This is a genomic window from Janibacter alkaliphilus, assembly GCF_013408565.1.
GTDB classification, from domain to species: domain Bacteria; phylum Actinomycetota; class Actinomycetes; order Actinomycetales; family Dermatophilaceae; genus Janibacter; species Janibacter alkaliphilus.
The window spans coordinates 890,978-909,012 of sequence record NZ_JACBZX010000001.1; the positions used below are offsets into that span (position 1 = coordinate 890,978).

The following is an 18,035-nucleotide window of genomic DNA, read 5'->3' on the forward strand; positions in this document are numbered from 1 at the left end:
TGCTCCGGGGCGCGTCACTCCTGGTGCAGCACCCGGAACTCCTCCAGCACCACCGGCATGTCCTCGCTGAAGCCGGCCGGGCTGTGCCGCTGCCAGAAGTCCTGGTGGTCCCGGCGCCAGGTGGCCAGCGACCGGTCCCCTTCGCCCTCGTCGTGGGCATGGGCGGCGTCCACCTCGCCGAAGGGGACCACCCGCACCCTGGTCGTCACGACGAGCGCCCTCGGGTGGCCCTGACCGTCGAGCACGATGCCCAGGGTCCCCCGCTCGGGCAGCGCCTCCCCCTCGACCTCGTAGTCCGCGGCCGAGCTGGCGGTGGCGGTCTTCGTCCCGTCGAGGACGAGACGCAGCAGGGTGTCGGCCTGCGCCGGCGTGGCGCCGAAGGCCCATGCGGGCGGCCGCAGCACCTCCAGCGGGTTCACGCCGGTGTAGTCGGGCACCCCGGCCAGGTCCGCGGACCGCTTCGCCCGCTCCCAGAAGGCCTCGATCTCGTCCATGACCACCATCGTGCCGCACCGGCTCGCGCCGTCGCCGATCCATGCCGTCGCCGCTCCGTGCCGTCGTCGATCCATGCGGCGGCCGGCTGCTGCCGCTGCGGCTCGTGCCGCCGCCGATGACGGTGCCGACGACGACGCCGTGGCGGCCGTCAGCGCAGGACGCGCAGGGTGGCCAGGCTCGGGTCCGCGGCGTAGGCGATGCGTGTGCCGGCGTCCCGCGCCTCGCGCAGCGCGGCCAGCGCGGTGGAGGTGATCCGCTCGCCGGGGGCCAGCACCGGCACCCCGGGCGGGTAGGGCGCGACCAGCTCGGCGCTGACCCGGCCCACCGCCTCGTTGCCGGCGACCGCCTCGTGCTCGGCGAAGAAGGCCTGACGGGGCGGCACCACCGTCTGCGGCTGCACCGTCCACGACGCGGCACCGACCACCGGGCGCGGCGCGCCGCGACGCCGCTCGATGGAGCGGGTCAGCGCGCCGACCAGCACGTCGAGCTCGGTGGCGCCGTCGGCGAGGGTGATCATCGCGACCAGGGTGTCCCGGTCGGCCATCTCCAGCGGCAGGCCCTCGTCGAGCAGGTCCTGCTCGACGGCCACCCCGTCGGCGCCGGTGCCGGGCAGCTGCACGACGATCTTCGCCGGGTCCACGTCGGCGCCGTCGAGGACGTGCGCCCCGTCGATCCGCGACAGTCGACGCCGGGCGTCGGCCACCAGCGGCAGCACCTGGCCCAGCAGCTCCTCGCCGTCGCGCTCGAGCAGCGCGCGGGAGGCATCGATGCTCGCCATGATCGCCCCGGCCGGGCTGGTGGTCAGGGTGGTCTCGATCGCCGCAGCCAGCCGGGCCGGGTCGATCCGCTCGGTGCGGGCGAGGATGAGCGCCGCCTGGCTGTAGCCGGGCAGGGTCTTGTGCACGCTGGTCACCATGGCATCGGCGCCGAGCGCGATCGCGTGCTCCGGCAGGTCCGGGTGGAAGCCGAAGTGCCCGGCCCAGGCGGCGTCCACCAGGTGCGGCACGCCGTGCGCGTGCGCCACCTCGGCGGTCTCCCGCAGCTCGCCGATGGTGCCGACGTAGCCGGGGTCCCCGGTCACCACGGCCACCGCGTCCGGATGGGCCGCCAGCGCCTCGGCGACCTGGGCGGCACGCACCCCGGCCGGCAGCCCGCGCCGCTCGTCGACCTCGGGCAGCACCCACACCGGCTCGGCCCCGGACATCACCAGCCCGCTGAGCAGGGAGCGGTGCAGGGTGCGCGGCACCACCACCTTCTGCCCGGGCCCGGCGACGGCCAGCATGAGCGCCTGGTTGCCGTGGGTGGAGCCGCCGACCGAGAAGTGGGCGACATCGGCGCGCCACAGCCGGGCCGCCCGCTGCTGGGCGTCGGCGAGGTAGCCGCCGCGCATCTTGACGTCGTCGACCCCGCCGGAGAGCGGCAGGTCGCCCAGCGCCAGCGGGCCGATGAGGTCGGGCCGCCGCTTGTGCCCCGGGATGATGAAGGGGGTGCGCGGCTCGGCCAGCGCCCGCAGGTAGGCGTCGAAGAGCGGCGCGTCGGCACGCAGCCCGCGCGGGTCCTCGGGGGTGGGCGTCATCGATCCGGGAGCGTCGTGGGGCACCGCGCCATGGTGCACCCGGCTCCGCCGCCCCGCCGCACCGGGGCCTACTTGATCATCGTCCGCTGGTAGGTGCGGATCGACAGCGGCACGAAGATCGCCAGGATGAGCAGCACCCACCCGAAGGTGTAGAGCTCGGCGTGCTGCAGCGCCCAGGTGTACTCCGCCGTCTCCCGGGCCGCGTCGGCGGTCACCCCGGTCTCGGCGAGCGCACCGAGGTTGCCGAAGTTGTCGCGTGCCGAGTGGGTGAGCGTGGAGACCGGGTTCCATCCGGCGAGGGTCTTCAGCGCGCCGGGCAGGTTCTCCGAGGGCACGAAGGTGTTGGCGATGAAGGTCACCGGGAAGATCACCATGAAGGAGGCGTTGCCGACGATCTCCGGGCTGCGCACCTTGAGCCCGACCCAGGCCATGATCCAGCTGATGGCGTAGGCGAAGAGCAGCAGCAGGACGAAGGCGATGACGGCGCCGACGATCCCCTCGCGGATGCGCCAGCCGATGAGCAGGCCGGTCAGCGCCATGACGACGAGCGAGATGACGTTGTTGACGACGTCGGAGAGGGTGCGGCCGAAGAGCACCGCGCCGGGGTGCATCGGCAGCGTGCGGAAGCGGTCGATGACCCCCTTCTGCATGTCCTCGGCCATCCCGAAGCCGGTGAAGGTGCCGCCGAAGACGACGGTCTGGGCGAAGATGCCGGCCATGAGGAACTCGCGGTAGCCGGAGGCGTTGCCCGCGGTCAGGGCGCCGAAGACGAAGCCGAAGAGCAGCACGAACATGATCGGCTGCAGCGTGGTGAAGACGAGCAGGTCCGGCACCCGCTTGATCTTGACGAGGTTGCGCCGGACGATCGTCAGGGAGTCGCTGACGAGGTGGGTCATGCGCTGGTCTCCTCGGTCTCGGTCTGCTCCTCCTCGGCCTTGTGGCCGGTGAGGGTGAGGAAGGCGTCGTCCAGGGTGGGCCGGCGGATCCCGATGTCCTGCACCGTGATCCTGCGCTCGCGCAGGGCGGTGACCCCGTCGACGAGGGCGGTGGTGCCGCCGCTGACCGGCACGGTCAGGGTGCGGGTGTGCTCGTCGACCTCGACCTCGCCGATGCCGACGCCGCGCAGCACCTCGGCGGTGTCGCCGATCCGCGCGGCGTCCTCGACGGTGACCATGAGCCGCTCGCCGCCGACCTCGGACTTCAGCTGGTCGGCGGTGCCGTGGGCGATGATCTGGCCGTGGTCGATGACGACGATGTCGTCGGCGAGCTGGTCGGCCTCCTCGAGGTACTGGGTGGTCAGCAGCACCGTGGTGCCGTCGGCGACCAGACCGCGGATGACCTGCCACATGTCGCCGCGCGAGCGCGGGTCGAGCCCGGTGGTCGGCTCGTCGAGGAAGACCACCGGCGGCCGCGCGACCAGCGCCCCGGCGAGGTCGAGCCGGCGGCGCATGCCGCCGGAGTAGGTCTTGGCGGGGCGGTCGGCGGCGTCCTCGAGACGGAAGTCGGCGAGCAGGGTCGCGGCCCGCTCCTTCGCCCGCTTCGCCCCGAAGTGGTAGAGCCGGCCGATCATCTCGAGGTTCTCCCGGCCGGAGAGGTACTCGTCGACCGCGGCGTACTGCCCGGCGACGCCGATCCGGCGGCGCACCTCGAGCGGGTCGGCGGTGACGTCCACGCCGGCGACGGTGGCCCGGCCGGAGTCGGGCCGGATCAGCGTGGACAGGATGCGCACGGCGGTGGTCTTGCCGGCGCCGTTCGGGCCCAGCACGCCCAGCACGCTCCCGCTGGGTGCCGCCAGGTCGATCCCGCGGAGGGCCTGCACCGCGCCGTAGCTCTTGGTGAGGCCCTCGGCCTCGATCGCGTTCTCGGTCACGGCGGACAACCTAGGGGCTGGCACCGACAACCCGCCAACCGATTGCCGGAGGGGGACCGGGCTCACACCAGCCGAGGGGAGCAGCCCGACGACGAGGGAGGCGGCCCGACGACGCAGAGAACCTCTCTGATCAGGGAGAAGCCTTCTGCGGTGACCGAGCCATTATCGGGTTACCCGATAAAGGGGTGACAGGTGAGGTCAGGCCGGGGTGAGGTCGCCGAGGACGGCGAGGGTGGCCTGCCGCTGGGCGAGCTCGGGCGCCGGGTTCGTGAGCATGACCTCGTCGGCGTCCGCGGTCTCGGCGAAGCGGGCCAGCCCGTCGGCCACCCGGGTCGGGTCGCCGACGACGGTGTGGGTGAGCATGTGCCGTGCCTGGTCGCCGACCGGGCTGTCCATGAGGGTGTCCATCACCGTGTCGTCGATGGTCCGGCCGGGCAGCGCCCGGGCGCCGAGCATCCGCACCCGTGCCCGCAGCACCCGCTGGGCGATCTGCTCGGCCTCCTCCTGGTCCTCGGCGGCGACGACGTTCGCGGCAGCGATGACGTAGGGCTGCTCCAGCTGCGCGCTCGGCCTGAACTCGGCCCGGTAGGCCGCCACCGCGGGCTGCAGCGCGTCCGGGGCGAAGTGGCTGGCGAAGGCGTAGGGCAGCCCGTAGGCGGCCGCCAGCCGAGCGCCGAAGAGGGAGCTGCCGAGGATGTAGAGCGGCACCCGGGTGCCGCGGCCGGGCACCGCGTGGATGCCCGGGACGAGCGTCTCGTCACCGAGGTAGCCCTGCAGCTCGCGGACGTCGTCGGGGAAGCGCTCGGCGGCCTGCGGATCGGTGCGCAGCGCCCGCATCGTCACCTGGTCGGTGCCCGGCGCCCGCCCCAGGCCGAGGTCGATCCGCCCGGGGTGCAGCTCGGCCAGCGTGCCGAACTGCTCGGCGATCACCAGCGGGCTGTGGTTGGGCAGCATCACCCCGCCGGAGCCCACCCGGATCCGCTCGGTGCGGGCGGCGACGTGGGCCAGCAGCACCGAGGTGGCCGCCGAGGCGATGGCCGACATGTTGTGGTGCTCGGCGAACCACAGCCGCTCGAAGCAGCCCAGCTCGTCGGCCTGCTGGGCCAGGGTGACGCTCTGCTCGAGCGCCTCCCCCACCGGCTGGTCGCGACGGACGGTGGCGAGGTCGAGCAGCGAGAGGCGCATGCCCCCACTCTCGCACCGCCCACCGACGGGGGACGAAGGGTGCATCGCCTCCGCCTCGGGAGGACGATGGTGGGGGGGGTCGGTCTCTCGAGGAGGCGGTCATCACGCGGGCGACGGGTCAGCAGCGGCACCGGTGGGCCCCGCCGCTGCCCGGATGGGCGCGGGACTACCGGCGCACCTGGCTGCGGCCGGACCTGCTCGCCGGGCTGACCGTCTGGGCGGTGCTCGTCCCGGAGTCGTTGGCCTACGCCACGATCGCCGGGGTCTCCCCGGTGGTCGGGCTCTACGCCGCGGCCCCCGCCCTGGCGATCTACGCCCTGCTCGGCAGCTCGCGCCACCTCGTCGTCGCCCCGATGTCGGCGACCGCGGCGCTCTCGGCGAGCATCGTCGGCGCGCACCTGGGCGGCATGCCCGGCGGCGGCACCGAGCCCGCGGAGGTGCTGCGGGTGACCGTGCTGCTCGCCCTGCTCACCGGGGCGGTGGGGATCGTCGCCGGGCTGCTCCGGCTGGGCTTCCTGGCCGCCTTCGTCTCCACCCCGGTGCTCAAGGGGTTCGTCGTCGGGCTGGCCGCGACCATCCTGCTCGGCCAGCTGCCGCACCTGCTCGGGATCGAGACCGGAGAGGGTCCGGTCCTCGCCGAGACTGTCGAGACCGTGACGAGCCTGGGCGGCGCCCACCTGCCGACGGCGGCCGTCGGTCTCGGCGCGCTGGCCCTGCTGCTCGGGCTGCGGCGGGTGCTCCCGCGCTGGCCCGGGGCGCTGGTGGTGGTCGCCCTCGGGATCGCGGTCAGCGCCCTCGCCGGGCTCGACGAGGCCGGGGTCGCCGTGGTCGGACACGTCCCCTCAGGGCTGCCCGGTCTCGGCCTCCCCGGGACCGACCTCGGGGAGGTCACCGGGCTGCTGGGGCCGGCCGCGGCGCTGCTGCTCGTCGGCTTCGTCGAGGGGCTGGCCGCCGCCAAGACCTACGCCGCGAAGGAGGGCCGCCGGATCGACCCGGACCGGGAGCTGGTGGCCACCGGGGCGTCCGACGTGGGCTCCGGGCTGGTCGGCGGGATGGTCGTCAACGGCAGCCTCTCCAAGACCGCGGTGATGGGCGCGGCCGGCGGCCGCACCCAGCTGGCCAACCTCGTCGTCGCCGGTCTCACCGTGCTGACCCTGCTGCTGCTCACCGGGCTCTTCGAGCAGCTGCCGCAGGCGGTGCTGGCCGCGGTGGTGGTCACCGCGGTGCTCGACCTGCTCGACGTGCGCGGCCTGCGGGCGCTGTGGGCGCTGGGCGCCGCCCGCGGTCCGGTGCCGCGACGCAGCGCCCGCCGACGCCGTCTCCGCCCTGGGCGCGCTGCTCGGCGTGCTCGTGCTGGGCGTGCTGCCCGGTCTGCTCGTCGGGGTGGTGCTCTCGGTCGGGCTGCTGCTCTACCGGGTCTCCCGGCCCCGGCTGGCCCGGCTGGTGCGGCTGCCCGGGCGGCACGGGATCTGGGTGGACCGGGCCCGGCACCGGCAGCTGCCGGTCGAGCCGGGGGTGGCCGTCGTCCGGGTGGAGGGTCCGCTCTTCTTCGGCAACGCCGAGCAGGTCCGCGACGACCTGGCCGCGGCCGCCGAGGAGGCCGGGGCGCTCGTGCTGGACGCGGAGAGCATCGCCTCCCTGGACGTCACCGCGGCCGACGCGCTGGTCCGGCTCGCCGCCGACCTCGCCGCCCGAGGCATCCCGGTCGTCGACGCCCGCAGCCTCGGGCCGGTCCGCGACCTCGTCTCCGCCGAGACGGACGGCCGGCGGGTGCCGATGGAGGCGGACCTGGACGCCGCGGTGGCGCTGGCCCTCGCCCGCCGCGCGGAGGGCGGGCCGCGGGCGGACGGAGGCTGACCCCGACCGTCAGGGGGTGACGATGGCGAAGTCGGGGTCGGCCGGGTCGATGAGGCCCAGCAGCGTCTCCAGCACCCCACCGTCCCCGCTGACCTCGGCCCCGGCCGCCTCCAGATCCCCACCGGCCAGGGCGACCAGCCCGTCGGCCGGCACGGTCACCGTGACCGCGGGGTCCTCGGGCGCGGAGACCTCGCGGTGGGTGAGCACCCCGTTGCGCAGACGCACCGCGAAGCGCTGGTCGGCCGCGCCGTCCTGGGTGACGACGAGCTCCAGGTGCAGGTCCTCCTCCCACGCCCGCGGTCCGTCGATCTGGAAGGCGAGCCCGTCGAGCACCTGGGCGGGAGTCATCTGGGCCATCGTGTCCGCGGAGGCCCCGCTGACCGGGGTGCCGACCGAGCCGTGGCGCAGCTCGTGGGCTCCCATGAGGTAGACGTTGCGCCAGGTGCCGTTCTCCGAGCCGTAGCCGAGCTGCTCCAGGGTGTCGGCGAGCTGGGCCCGGGCGCCCTCGTGCTCCGGCTCGGCGAAGACGACGTGGCTGCACAGCTCGGCGGCCCACCGGTAGTCGCCCTCCTCGTGCGCGGCCCGGACAGCCTCCATGGCCGCCTCGACACCGCCGGCCAGCGCGACGTAGCGCCGCCCCTGCTCGACCGGGGTGTGCTGCCACAGGTGCGCCGGGTTGCCGTCGTACCAGCCCATGTAGCGCTGGTAGATCGCCTTGACGTTGTGGCTGACCGAGCCGTAGTAGCCGCGGGTGTGCCAGGCTCGCTCCAGGGCCGGGGGCAGCACGATCTCCTCGGCGATCTCCGTCCCGGTCAGGCCCTGGTTGAGCAGCCGGAGGGTCTGGTCGTGCAGGTAGGCGTAGAGGTCGCGCTGCAGCCCGAGGAAGTCGAGGATCCGCTCGTTGCCCCACATCGGCCAGTGGTGCGGGGAGAAGATCACCTCGGCCTGGCCGCCGAAGAGGTCGATCATCTCGGTGAGGTACCCGGCCCAGGCGTGCGGGTCGCGGACCTGGGCGCCGCGCAGGGTGAGCACGTTGTGCAGGGTGTGGGTGGCGTTCTCGGCGACGCACAGGGCCCGCCGGTCGGGGAAGAAGAAGTGCATCTCCGAGGGGGCCTCGGTGCCGGGAGCCAGCTGGAAGACGATGCGCTGGCCGTCGACGGTCTCCTCCTGGCCGGTGCGGGTGATTTCCAGGGTGGGGTTGATCAGCGTGACCGTCCCGGTGGAGTTGGTCTGGCCGAGCCCGGCACCCACCTGGCCCAGCGGGCCGCGCTCGAGCACCGGGGCGTACATGTACCCCGCCCGGCGGGACATCGCGCCGCCCGCGTAGACCCACTCGGTGACGAGGTTGCCGGTCAGCCCGGCCGGGGCGATGACCACGCAGCGGCCGGCGTCCACGTCCTCCTGGCTGGTGACCCCCTTCACCCCGCCGTAGTGGTCGGCGTGACTGTGGGTGTAGATCACCGCGGTGACCGGGCGCTCGCCGCGGTTCCGGCGGTAGAGCGCCAGCGCGGCCGCGGCGCACTCGGCCGAGATCAGCGGGTCGATGACGATGACCCCCTCGTCACCCTCGACGAAGGTGATCTGGGCCAGGTCCAGCCCGCGCACCTGGTAGATGCCGGGCACCACCTCGTAGAGGCCCTGCAGCACGTTCAGCGTGCTGATCCGCCACAGGCTCGGGTTGACCGAGACCGGGGCGTCCCCGGTGACGAAGGCGAAGCTGTCGTTGTCCCAGACCACCCGCCCGTCCTCGGCGCGGATCACCGCCGGGTCGAGCCGGTCGATGAAGCCGCGGGCGGCGTCCTCGAGGTCCTGCTCGTCCTCGAAGGGCAGGCTCTCCAGGAGCCGGGCGTGCTGGGCGGCGATGTGCGGGGAGGGCGGGCGGGGGCCGGTGTCCATGACGTTCAGGCAAGCACCTCGGAGGCTCCGGCGGGAGGGGTCGGCGGTGGCGCGTCGCGAACGGTCAGGACTGCGCGCCAGGCGTGCCTCGATCGCTCCCTCCGGGGGTGGCCTCCGGGCGTCGGCCGAGGACGACCGCCTGCGGGTCGCGCTCCCGGCCGGCTGCCGGACGGGCACGAGCCGCGACCACCTCGAGGCCGGCCCGCTCGGCGGCCGCGGCCATCACCTCGGGGGTGCGGTGGTGACGGACCAGGGAGACCTCGTGGCCGAGGCTGCGGAAGGCGGCGCCGACCTCGTGCGTGCCCGCCCCGGACTGGAAGCCGAGCAGGACCGAGCCTCCCGGCCGGAGCACCCGGCGGACCTCCCGGAGCGCGCCGGGCAGGGCGGCGTCGGTGAGATGGATCGTCGAGTACCAGGCGAGCACGCCGTCGAGCGTCTCGTCGGCCAGGGGCAGCGCGGTCAGGCCGGCGCGGTGCACCGGGAGCCAGGGATGCTCGCGGCGGGCCACGGCCAGCATCCCGGCGGAGGGGTCGGCACCGGCGATGCGCACCCGTCCCCCGGCCACGTCGCTGACGAAGCGGGCCATCCGTCCGGTGCCGCAGCCGGCGTCGAGGACGCGGGGCGTGATGCCCGCCTGCCCGGTCGGCCCAGCCAGCCCGGCCGCCCACGACCGCACCGCGTCGAGGTCGGCGGGCTGCTCGGGCTCGGTCGTCGGGTAGTGCACGGCATAGTCCTCGGCCGCGAGGTCGTAGGCCCGCACCCCGTCGTCCACCTCGTCACCCACCACCCCGGCATCCTCCCGCGTCGCTCGCCCGTCCACCCCCGTCTCTGCACACCCTGTCGGGGTGGGGGTGGCGGCGTGATGCTTTCGTGATCTAGGGTGGCCGCGGCTCGCGCGACCGCGCGGGTTGCTCGCCGGGGGCCACGCCCAGTCCCGCCAGCCCCGGTGGACCCCTTGAAGCACGCCTGGCGGGAGCGGGGGACCCACTTACGACCGACCGGCACGCCGGTCTCGGGGTGAAGTCCTGACGCGTCGCCCCAGACGCGCCCGGGCAGGGTGACCCTTCCACCCCAACCCGACAGCTAACCCCGCAGGCGTCAGGAGCCACCCCTATGACGCAGTATGTCGGGCGCCACCGTGCCCCTGCCACCCCCCTGACCTCCACCCTCCCCGTCCGCGGCGCGGTCACCCTGGGCAGCGCCGCCGCCCTCGGCCTGGCCGTCCCGGCGACCGCCACCGCGGCCCCCAGCGCCACCGAGACCGCGAGCACCTCCGAGACCACCAGCGCCGCCCGGTTCAACGCCACCGTGCGCGCCGGCGACAAGGGCTGGATCGTCCGCTCCATCCAGCGCCGCCTCGGCATCCCGGTCACCGGCAAGTACGAGATGAAGACGTACTACGCGGTGCGCCACTACCAGCGCGACAACGGCCTGACCGTCGACGGCATGGTCGGCCCGTGGACCGGCCGCAAGATGGGTCTGCCGGCCTCGTACAAGACGGCCAAGCGCACCACCTCCACGACGACCGCGGCGAGCCGCTCCACCAGCCGCAGCAGCATCGTCAGCACCGCTGCTCAGTACTACGGCACCCCCTACCGGTACGGCGGGACCACCACCTCCGGCTTCGACTGCTCGGGCTTCACCCAGTTCGTCTACCGCAAGCACGGCAAGTCGATCCCGCGCACCGCCGAGCAGCAGCGTCGCGCCGCCTGGAAGACCTCGAACCCGCGGCCGGGCGACCTGGTCTTCTTCGGCGCCCCGGCCTACCACATCGGCATCTACGCCGGCAGCGGCAAGATCATCGACGCCGGCCGCTCCGGCAGCTCGGTGACCAAGCGCTCCATCTGGACCAGTTCGGTCACCTACGGCCGCTTCTGAGCCGACCTCCCGGCCCGTCGGTCACAGACGGCTCCCGGCGCATCCACAGGTTCGTCCATGGACTGGCGTCGTGACGCTTTCGTGATCTATGGTGGCGGGCGGCTGCGACGACCGTCGCAGCCGCTCGCCAGGGAACGCCGAGTCCCGCCAGCCCTGGCGATACCCCTTGAGCTTGTCTGGCGGGAGCGGGGGACCCACGTCCGTACGACCGGCACCACCGGTCTCGGGGTGAAGTCCTCGCGGGTCCGAGAGGGCCCGTAGGGCGGGGTGGTCTCCACCCCAACCCGACAGCTAACCCCGAAGGCGTCAGGAGACGACACGCATGACGAAGTACACCGGGCGTCACCGCGCCCCCGCTACCCCCCTGACCTCCACCCTCCCGGTCCGCGGCGCGATGACCGTCGGTGCGGCCGCCGCCTTCGGCCTGGCCATGCCGACCGCCGCGCAGGCGACCACCGCGGCGCCGACCGCCCCGTCCGCCGTGAGCGCCCAGAGCGCCGGCGAGACCACCGAGACCTTCTCCGACTACGTCCGTCGCGGCGACCGCGGCTCGGTCGTGCGCGAGATCCAGCGCGAGGTCGGCGGCATCGCCGTCGACGGCGTCTTCGGCCCCCGCACCGAGAGCGCCGTGCGCAGCTACCAGCGCTCCAACGGGCTCTCCCCCGACGGCATCGTCGGCCCGAACACCGGCAGCGAGATGGGTCTGAGCGGCGCGTCCAGCTCGTCGTCCTCCTCCTCGTCGAGCAGCTCCAGCTCCTCGAGCACCGCCAGCCGGTCGTCCTCGCGGACCTCCAGCGCCAGCTCGGTCTCCTCCTCGAGCATCGTGAGCACCGCCAAGAGCTACATCGGCACGCCGTACGTCTACGGCGGGACCACCCCGTCGGGCTTCGACTGCTCGGGCTTCACCCAGTACGTCTTCGCCCAGCACGGCAAGTCGCTGCCGCGCACCGCGGAGCAGCAGCGTCAGGCGGCCACCCCGGTCTCCAACCCGCAGCCGGGCGACCTGGTCTTCTTCGGCGCCCCGGCCTACCACATGGGCATCTACGCCGGGAACGGCCAGATCATCGACGCCGGCAGCTCGGGCAGCACCGTGAAGCAGCGCGACATCTGGACCACCGCGGTCACCTACGGCCGCTTCTGAGCCGACCGACCGATCCTGACGAAGGGGTCCTGGCCGTCCGCGGCCGGGGCCCCTTCGCCTGTCGGTGGGCGGACCTAGGGTCGTCACCATGGAGCTGATGCAGGCACGCGAGCTGGCGCGGGAGGCGATGGACGCGCACGGGCTGAGCGACTGGGGGCTGCGCTTCGACCGGGCGGTGCGCCGGGCCGGCGCCTGCCGGTACGGCGACCGGGTGATCAGCCTCAGCGCGCCGCTGACCCGGCTGCACGACGAGGCCGACGTCCGGGACACCGTGCTGCACGAGATCGCCCACGCGCTCGCCGGGCCGCGGGCCGGTCACGGACCACGGTGGCGCGAGACCGCCCGGAGCATCGGGGCCTCCCCGCAGCGCTGCCTGCCCGAGGACGCCCCGCGCATCCCGGGCCGCTGGCTCGGCGTCTGCCCGCAGGGCCACACCATCGACCGGCACCGGCGCCCCAGCCGGGTGATCTCCTGCCGCCGCTGCGCCCCCGGCTTCCGGGCGGACGCGGTCTTCGAGTGGACGTACGACGGCCGGCCGGTGGCGATGGACGCCGCGTACCAGGCCGAGCTGGCGTCGCTGGCCCGGGCCGACGCCCACCCGGGAGCCGGCGCGAGTGGCGGTGCGAGTGGCGGTTCGAGTACCGGTGCGACCTACGGCGAGGCGCCCCCTGCGCGCCTCGCCGTAGGATCCCGTGCCCGGATCACGGCCGGTGGTCGTTGGTCCGGACAGATCGGGCAGGTGATCAAGCGAGGCCGGACCCGCTACCACCTGCGCTGCGGCCGGCACGTCGTCACCGTGCCCTTCGCGCTGGTCGAGGAGGTGCGAGGGTGACGCCGGGCCGGTCACCCACCCACCCCGGTGCACCATCGACGCTAGGCCTGTATCCCCGTCCGGGCATCATGCGATCCGGGTGATGCCCGTCGGCCGGTCAGGTGTCTGAGCAGGCTCGTTGAGGCGCTGGTTCGGCGCGGCGTATCCTGGCGGTGCCGGGGTTCGATACGCGGGGGTGTCGTGCCACAAGAGCTGCGGAGGCGTCTGCTCGCAGACAAGATCACCGTCCGGCCGCCCCGTCCGGGGGTGGTGAGCCGGCGGTCCGTCATCACCCGTGCCCGAGGCACCGACGCGCGAGTCGTCGGGGTGACCGCCCCGGCGGGCTACGGCAAGTCCACGCTGCTGGCGGAGTGGGCCTCGCTCGAGGACCGGGCCGTGGCGTGGGCCTCGCTCGACCGCTTCGACGTGGCGCCCGCCGCCCTGCTGACGCTGCTCGCGCGGGCCACCTCGCAGGTCTGCCCGGACAGCGAGAAGGTGGTCGCCGACATGCACGGGACCAGCTCCTCCATGCTGGGCCGCTCCGCCCCGATGCTGGCCACCGTGCTGTCCCGACCCCCGCGCCCCTTCGTCCTCTTCGTCGACGACGTCCACCTCGCCGCCTCACCCGCCTGCCAGGACGTCCTGGAGGTCGTCCTCGCCGGGATCCCGGAGGACTCGCAGGTGGTGCTGGCCAGCCGCCATCAGCAGCCGCACCTGGCCCGGACCCGGGTGGACGGGCGCACCCACGAGATCGGCCGCGACGAGCTGCGGATGGACCTGGACGAGGCACGGCGGCTCTTCGCGGCCGCGGACGTCCGGCTCTCCGAGGCCGAGATCGCCACCAGCGTCACGCGGGCCGAGGGGTGGCCGACCGGGCTGAGCCTCATCGCGCTCTCCGTCGGTGCCGGCGGGGAGGCCGCCGCCGGCGGCGAAGGGAGGTTCGTCGCCGACTACCTCTACCGCGAGTGCCTGCGCCGCCAGCCGGAGCACGTGCAGCGCTTCCTCCGGCGGACCGCCGTCCTCGACCACCTCTCCGGCCCGGTCTGCGACGCCGTCCTGGAGCGGCACGACGGGCGGGTCACGCTGCGGGAGGTCGAGGCCCGAGGCCTCTTCCTCGTGCCGGTGGACGCCACGCAGGGCAGCTACCGCTACCACGCGCTCTTCCGGGAGTTCCTGCTCGGCGAGCTGGAGCGGACCGAGCCCGGCCTCATCGGTGGCCTGCACCGCCGGGCCGCCGACTGGCACCACCGCCAGGGCCACCTGGACCCGGCGATCCAGCACCTCGTCGCCGGGGACGACCTCACCCGGGCCGCAGAGCTCGTGGCCGGGCACTCGGTCCCGACCTACCAGCGCGGTCAGATCGACGTCGTGGAGCGCTGGCTCGGCGAGCTCGGGCAGCGGATCGTCGACGCCTCGCCCGAGCTCGCGGTGATCGCCACCTGGGTGGCGCTGCTGCAGGGGCGGGCCCTCGACGCGGAGCGGATGGCCACAGTCGTGGAGACCCTGCCGCCCCCGGAGGCGGGTGAGGAGCAGCTGGTCTTCGAGTCGGCGCGGGCGATGCTGCGCTCGGCGATGTGCCGGGAGGGGCCCGAGCAGGCGCTGCTGGACGCCCGCTTCGCCGTCGAGCACGAGCCGGAGTGGTCGCCCTGGCGGGACCAGGCGCTGCACCTGCTCGGTGCCGCGCTGCTGCTGGTCGGAGACCGGGACGGCGCCCACGACGCCTTCGTGCAGGCGGCGCTGGTCGCCCACGAGGCCGGCAACCCGGAGTCGGTGATGCTCAGCGAGGCCGAGCTGGCGATCATGGCGGCCGACGAGGGGTCGTGGGAGTCGGCCACCGCGCACGTCGGCGTCGCCCTGCGGGTGATCGACGACCATCACCTGGAGGGCTACCCGACCGCCTCGCTGGCGCTGGCCGCGGGGGCCAGGCTGGCCGTGCGGCGGGGGGATCCGCAGGTGACCGAGCGGCTGGTCACCCGGGCCACCCGGGCGCGGGCGCACAGCACCCACCTCGTGCCGTACCTGGCGGTGCGGACCCGCCAGCAGCTGGCCGAGGTCTACGCCGCGCGCGGCGACCGCGCCGCGGCGCGGCACATGATCAGCGAGATCGACACGCTGCTGCTGCGCCGTCCCCGGCTCGGGGTGCTCGTCGAGGAGCTGCACCGGCTGCGCGAGCAGCTGCGGCACCAGGCCGCCGGCGCGGTCAGCGTGCCGCTGACCCCGGCCGAGCTGCGGCTGCTGCCGTACCTGCAGACGCACCTGACGATCGCCGAGATCGGTGAGCGGCTGTGCGTCTCGCGGAACACGGTGAGCACCCAGGTCGGCTCCATCTACCGCAAGCTCGAGGTGACCACCCGCAGCGCGGCCGTGGACCGGGCCGTCGAGGTGGGGCTGCTCGGCGCCTGAGGCCAGGCGACCTCCCCGGGCGGACGACCGCCGTGGGGGCGCCCCCTTCGCCCGGTTCTGCGCTGACCCCTTCGTCGTCCACCACCGACGAGAACCTCTCGCTCTCGGGGGAAGCCTACCCCGGCGACCGAGCGTTTATCGGGTTACCCGATAAGGGGGGGGACGGGTGGGACGGTCAGTACTCGCCGAGGAGGTCGAGGTCCACGCCGAGGGCGATAGCCACGCGCGGTGCTGCGGTGACCACCTTCGCCCGCCCCACGAGGGGGCCGATGGCCTCGAGCACGTCGACGATGTCCTCGGCGCTGGCACCCTCGCTGACCGCGTGATCGATCTCGTGCCGCACCGACGGGCTGGAGGCGTCGACCGCGACCAGCGCGGCGAAGCGCACCAGGCACCGGGTGCGGGCGTCCAGCGACACCGGGGTGGCGCTGGCGCAGGGTGGGTCCTCCGGCTGGACGTCGAGGACCAGCCGGCGCAGTCGCTCGCTGTGATCCATGTCTCTAGTGAATCCCAGCCTCCGCCACCACGGTTCACCCGATCTGCGTGATGTGCCAGGGGTGGCGCGGCACCTACCGTCGATGACGAGGGGCCGGACTCCACCATCCCCCCGGCGCCCGGCCCCTCCTCGACATCGTCCGGCACGCCGGCCGCCGTGCACCGTGCGCGGCGGCCGAGCCGGCTGAGGAAGGAGTCCGTCATGGACCTGCTCGACGTCCTGCTGTGGATGGTGTGGGTGTGGGCGGTCCTCGCCTGCATCTGGCTGCTCGTCTGGATCGGTATCGACATCTTCCGCGACCGTGAGCTCAGCGGCTGGGCGAAGGCGGGCTGGGTGATCTTCCTCGTGCTCGTCCCCTTCATCGCGGCCCTGGTCTACCTCATCGCGCGCGGCGACTCGATGGCCGAGCGTGAGCGTCAGCGCCAGGCCGACGCGATGCGCGAGCACGCGGACTACATCCGGTCGGTCGCGGGCACCTCGCCCAGCGCCGAGATCGACCAGGCCGCCGGCCTGCTGGACGCCGGCGTGATCAGCCGAGAGGAGTTCGACGCGCTCAAGGCCAAGAGCCTGGCCTGAGCGGCGCCGCGCCGAAGGGGGAGCCGTGCGCACCGACGACGACCGAGCGGGAGCACCGCCCGCCGGCCGGTGGCGCGGGGTCCGCGAGGTGACCGCGGTGCTCGTGCTGTCGCTGACGGCGATCCTCACCGCATGGTGCGGCTTCGAGTCCTCGAAGTGGGGCGGGCAGATGTCCATCCAGTTCAGCCAGGCCTCCAGCGCGCGGATCAGCGCCACCAACCTGGACAGCCAGGCCCGGGACGCCCAGGCGGTCGATCTGACCATCTACGAGATGTGGCTGCAGGCCCGTGCCGAGGGTGACGACGAGCTCGCCGGCTACGTCGAGGACCGGTTCACCCCCGAGCTGGCGGTCGCCTTCGCCGACTGGCGTGCCGACGGGGAGACCGGGCGGTCCCCCTTCGCCGAGGAGTCCTACGTGCCGGTGGGCCAGGCCGACGTCGAGGCGGCATCGGCGCGGGCCGACCGCCTCTTCCAGCAGGCCCTGGAGAGCAACCAGCGCGGCGACCGGTACGCGCTGCTGACCGTGCTCTTCGCGCTCGTGCTCTTCTTCGTCGCGGTCTCCGAGCGCAGCCGCCAGGAGTGGGGCAGCTGGTTCCTGCTCGGGCTGGGGATGGTCGTCGCCGCCCTCGGCGTTGGGCTGATGGTCAGCTACCCCGTCCTCGTGTGACCCCCGCCCTGCGCAGCTGCCCGGGCAGTTCGCTCCACCAACCGCAACTGCCCGGGCAAATTCGGCCCACCCTCCGCAACTGCCCGGGCAATTTCGCTCACCGTCCGCAACTGCCCGGGCAAATGCGGAAGGGGGTGACCGCGGGTGGGAACACCGCGGCCCGCCTCCCGGTTGGCACCGAGCATGAACGTCTCGCAGATCCTGCCCCCTGGACTGGAGCTGCCCGAAGAGGGCAGCGTCACCATGTTCTCCACCTCGTGGTGCGGCTACTGCCGCCGGCTGAAGTCGCAGCTGGACCGTCAGGGCATCGGCTACACCGAGGTCAACATCGAGACCACCCCGGGCACCGCCGAGCTCGTCGAGACGATCAACGGCGGCAACCAGACGGTGCCGACGGTGCTCTTCCCGGACGGCAGCTCGGCGACCAACCCCTCGCTGGCCGAGGTGGAGAAGCGGCTGGCCTGAGGCCGACCGCACGCGCCGGAGCTCCCCGGGACGGCGCGCACCGTCCCGAGGAGCCCTCGGTCCCGCTGGATCAGCGCGGGCAGTTCTCGCCGGGCTGACCACCGGCCTGAGCCGGGGCACCGGACGGGCGCTCGCCCTGGGCCGGCGCACCCTGCGGCCGCTCACCGGCAGTCGGCGCCTGGGCCCCGGTGCCGGTCGCGGCGGTCTGCGCCGTGCCGGTCTCGTTCTCGTCGGTCGAGCCGGTGGCCTCGGTCGAGGCCGTGGACGTCTCGGTGCTGGACGTCTCGGTGGTCGACGTGTCGGTGGTCGACGTGTCGTTGCCCGACGTGCCGGAGGTCTCGGCACCGGCCCAGCAGGACTGCGATGCCAGCCACGGGGTGGTGCCCTGCTCGGTGTAGAGCTCGATCGCCGCGGCGTCCTGCACCGACTCCGGCGCCGAGGACGCGCTGGTGTAGCCACCGGCGGCGTCCATCGACTGCCAGGTGGAGTCGAGGAACTGGTAGGCGCCCGACGCGCCCGAGCTGGGATTGACGGCGGTGTAGTCGCCGCCGCTCTCGCACTGCTTGATGGCCTCGAGGACCGGGATGCCGGTGTCGGCGGCCTGGGCCGAGCCAGCGGTCATCGCACCGCCGACGAGCATGGTGCCGCCGACGCCGATGCCGGCCAGGGTCCGTCGCAGGGAGGTCTTCATGGGTACTCCTCGTGGTTGGGGACGAGAC

General features: G+C 73.9%; 17 protein-coding genes, 1 pseudogene and 2 riboswitches. Of the genes and pseudogenes, 9 read left to right on the top strand and 9 right to left on the bottom strand.

The window, feature by feature from the left end; genetic code table 11:
• Positions 1 to 14 precede the first annotated feature (14 nt).
• The 5 genes from BJY28_RS04250 to BJY28_RS04270 all read right to left on the bottom strand — a co-directional run bounded on the left by BJY28_RS04250 (position 15) and on the right by BJY28_RS04270 (position 5,126).
• Positions 15 to 494 (bottom strand): ASCH domain-containing protein, encoded by a 480-nt coding sequence (locus BJY28_RS04250; RefSeq protein ID WP_179461901.1) that lies wholly within the window; start codon positions 492 to 494, stop codon positions 15 to 17.
• Positions 495 to 643: 149 nt separating this feature from the next.
• Positions 644 to 2,095 carry an Orn/Lys/Arg family decarboxylase gene (locus BJY28_RS04255; RefSeq protein WP_218875166.1) on the bottom strand — a complete coding sequence of 484 codons (1,452 nt, stop codon included), beginning with the start codon at positions 2,093 to 2,095 and terminating at the stop codon, positions 644 to 646.
• Positions 2,096 to 2,139: 44 nt separating this feature from the next.
• The gene (locus BJY28_RS04260; RefSeq protein WP_179461902.1) at positions 2,140 to 2,967 is read right to left on the bottom strand and encodes an ABC transporter permease; all 828 of its coding nucleotides are present in this window, start codon (positions 2,965 to 2,967) and stop codon (positions 2,140 to 2,142) included.
• Entirely contained in the window at positions 2,964 to 3,941 is a 978-nt protein-coding gene (locus BJY28_RS04265) for an ATP-binding cassette domain-containing protein (RefSeq protein ID WP_179461903.1), read from the bottom strand. Before BJY28_RS04265 ends, BJY28_RS04260 begins: the two co-directional genes overlap by 4 nt.
• Positions 3,942 to 4,139: 198 nt before the next feature.
• Positions 4,140 to 5,126 (bottom strand): LLM class flavin-dependent oxidoreductase, encoded by a 987-nt coding sequence (locus tag BJY28_RS04270; RefSeq protein ID WP_179461904.1) that lies wholly within the window; start codon positions 5,124 to 5,126, stop codon positions 4,140 to 4,142.
• A gap of 221 nt (positions 5,127 to 5,347) precedes the next feature.
• On the opposite strand from BJY28_RS04270, the pseudogene BJY28_RS17005 reads away from it, so the two are divergent.
• A pseudogene (locus BJY28_RS17005) lies at positions 5,348 to 6,337 on the top strand (SulP family inorganic anion transporter); the annotation flags it as partial.
• A gap of 133 nt (positions 6,338 to 6,470) precedes the next feature.
• Complete coding sequence (locus BJY28_RS15780; protein WP_218875172.1) at positions 6,471 to 6,983, top strand: STAS domain-containing protein; 513 nt, start codon at positions 6,471 to 6,473, stop codon at positions 6,981 to 6,983.
• Between the two features lie 9 nt (positions 6,984 to 6,992).
• Here the strand turns inward: BJY28_RS15780 and BJY28_RS04280 are convergent, their stop codons facing one another.
• Together BJY28_RS04280 and BJY28_RS04285 are read right to left on the bottom strand one after the other, a co-directional pair.
• Positions 6,993 to 8,879, bottom strand: coding sequence for an alkyl/aryl-sulfatase (locus BJY28_RS04280; RefSeq protein ID WP_179461905.1), 1,887 nt, complete (start codon positions 8,877 to 8,879; stop codon positions 6,993 to 6,995).
• Between the two features lie 64 nt (positions 8,880 to 8,943).
• Positions 8,944 to 9,663 (bottom strand): class I SAM-dependent methyltransferase, encoded by a 720-nt coding sequence (locus BJY28_RS04285; protein WP_343036956.1) that lies wholly within the window; start codon positions 9,661 to 9,663, stop codon positions 8,944 to 8,946.
• Positions 9,664 to 9,832: 169 nt separating this feature from the next.
• A riboswitch (cyclic di-AMP (ydaO/yuaA leader) is annotated at positions 9,833 to 9,989 on the top strand.
• Positions 9,990 to 9,992: 3 nt separating this feature from the next.
• On the opposite strand from BJY28_RS04285, the gene BJY28_RS04290 reads away from it, so the two are divergent.
• The 4 genes from BJY28_RS04290 to BJY28_RS16740 all read left to right on the top strand — a co-directional run bounded on the left by BJY28_RS04290 (position 9,993) and on the right by BJY28_RS16740 (position 15,112).
• Positions 9,993 to 10,757, top strand: a complete 765-nt coding sequence (locus BJY28_RS04290; protein ID WP_179461907.1) for a C40 family peptidase — start codon at positions 9,993 to 9,995, stop codon at positions 10,755 to 10,757.
• Between the two features lie 159 nt (positions 10,758 to 10,916).
• A riboswitch (cyclic di-AMP (ydaO/yuaA leader) is annotated at positions 10,917 to 11,077 on the top strand.
• A 2-nt stretch (positions 11,078 to 11,079) separates the two neighbouring features.
• Positions 11,080 to 11,898, top strand: coding sequence for a C40 family peptidase (locus BJY28_RS04295; RefSeq protein WP_246313341.1), 819 nt, complete (start codon positions 11,080 to 11,082; stop codon positions 11,896 to 11,898).
• 88 nt (positions 11,899 to 11,986) lie between these two features.
• Positions 11,987 to 12,730, top strand: a complete 744-nt coding sequence (locus BJY28_RS04300; RefSeq protein WP_179461908.1) for a SprT-like domain-containing protein — start codon at positions 11,987 to 11,989, stop codon at positions 12,728 to 12,730.
• A 306-nt stretch (positions 12,731 to 13,036) separates the two neighbouring features.
• Positions 13,037 to 15,112 carry a winged helix-turn-helix domain-containing protein gene (locus BJY28_RS16740; RefSeq protein ID WP_179461909.1) on the top strand — a complete coding sequence of 692 codons (2,076 nt, stop codon included), beginning with the start codon at positions 13,037 to 13,039 and terminating at the stop codon, positions 15,110 to 15,112.
• Positions 15,113 to 15,287: 175 nt separating this feature from the next.
• On the opposite strand, the gene BJY28_RS04310 is transcribed toward BJY28_RS16740, so the two are convergent.
• Positions 15,288 to 15,608: a carboxymuconolactone decarboxylase family protein gene (locus BJY28_RS04310; RefSeq protein ID WP_179461910.1), complete on the bottom strand. Its 321-nt coding sequence runs from the start codon at positions 15,606 to 15,608 to the stop codon at positions 15,288 to 15,290.
• A 201-nt stretch (positions 15,609 to 15,809) separates the two neighbouring features.
• Here BJY28_RS04310 and BJY28_RS04315 point away from each other — a divergent pair, with 201 nt between their 5' ends.
• From BJY28_RS04315 to BJY28_RS04325, 3 genes are all read left to right on the top strand, one after another.
• Positions 15,810 to 16,184, top strand: a complete 375-nt coding sequence (locus tag BJY28_RS04315) for an SHOCT domain-containing protein (RefSeq protein ID WP_179461911.1) — start codon at positions 15,810 to 15,812, stop codon at positions 16,182 to 16,184.
• Positions 16,185 to 16,209: 25 nt separating this feature from the next.
• A complete protein-coding gene (locus BJY28_RS04320; protein ID WP_179461912.1) occupies positions 16,210 to 16,851 on the top strand; it encodes a hypothetical protein in 642 nt (213 codons plus the stop codon).
• A 183-nt stretch (positions 16,852 to 17,034) separates the two neighbouring features.
• The gene (locus tag BJY28_RS04325; protein WP_179461913.1) at positions 17,035 to 17,316 is read left to right on the top strand and encodes a mycoredoxin; all 282 of its coding nucleotides are present in this window, start codon (positions 17,035 to 17,037) and stop codon (positions 17,314 to 17,316) included.
• Between the two features lie 70 nt (positions 17,317 to 17,386).
• Here the strand turns inward: BJY28_RS04325 and BJY28_RS16570 are convergent, their stop codons facing one another.
• Positions 17,387 to 18,007, bottom strand: a complete 621-nt coding sequence (locus BJY28_RS16570; protein ID WP_281366901.1) for a transglycosylase family protein — start codon at positions 18,005 to 18,007, stop codon at positions 17,387 to 17,389.
• Positions 18,008 to 18,035 lie beyond the last annotated feature (28 nt).

What these genes read in the sequence shown, in the direction of transcription:
- BJY28_RS04250 (WP_179461901.1), bottom strand. Translation starts at nt 494, where the DNA reads ATGGACGAGATCGAGGCCTTCTGGGAGCGGGCGAAGCGGTCCGCGGAC.
- BJY28_RS04260 (WP_179461902.1), bottom strand. Translation starts at nt 2,967, where the DNA reads ATGACCCACCTCGTCAGCGACTCCCTGACGATCGTCCGGCGCAACCTC.
- BJY28_RS04270 (WP_179461904.1), bottom strand. Translation starts at nt 5,126, where the DNA reads ATGCGCCTCTCGCTGCTCGACCTCGCCACCGTCCGTCGCGACCAGCCG.
- BJY28_RS04280 (WP_179461905.1), bottom strand. Translation starts at nt 8,879, where the DNA reads ATGGACACCGGCCCCCGCCCGCCCTCCCCGCACATCGCCGCCCAGCAC.
- BJY28_RS04290 (WP_179461907.1), top strand. Translation starts at nt 9,993, where the DNA reads ATGACGCAGTATGTCGGGCGCCACCGTGCCCCTGCCACCCCCCTGACC.
- BJY28_RS04295 (WP_246313341.1), top strand. Translation starts at nt 11,080, where the DNA reads ATGACGAAGTACACCGGGCGTCACCGCGCCCCCGCTACCCCCCTGACC.
- BJY28_RS04300 (WP_179461908.1), top strand. Translation starts at nt 11,987, where the DNA reads ATGGAGCTGATGCAGGCACGCGAGCTGGCGCGGGAGGCGATGGACGCG.
- BJY28_RS04310 (WP_179461910.1), bottom strand. Translation starts at nt 15,608, where the DNA reads ATGGATCACAGCGAGCGACTGCGCCGGCTGGTCCTCGACGTCCAGCCG.
- BJY28_RS04315 (WP_179461911.1), top strand. Translation starts at nt 15,810, where the DNA reads ATGGACCTGCTCGACGTCCTGCTGTGGATGGTGTGGGTGTGGGCGGTC.
- BJY28_RS04325 (WP_179461913.1), top strand. Translation starts at nt 17,035, where the DNA reads ATGAACGTCTCGCAGATCCTGCCCCCTGGACTGGAGCTGCCCGAAGAG.
- BJY28_RS16570 (WP_281366901.1), bottom strand. Translation starts at nt 18,007, where the DNA reads ATGAAGACCTCCCTGCGACGGACCCTGGCCGGCATCGGCGTCGGCGGC.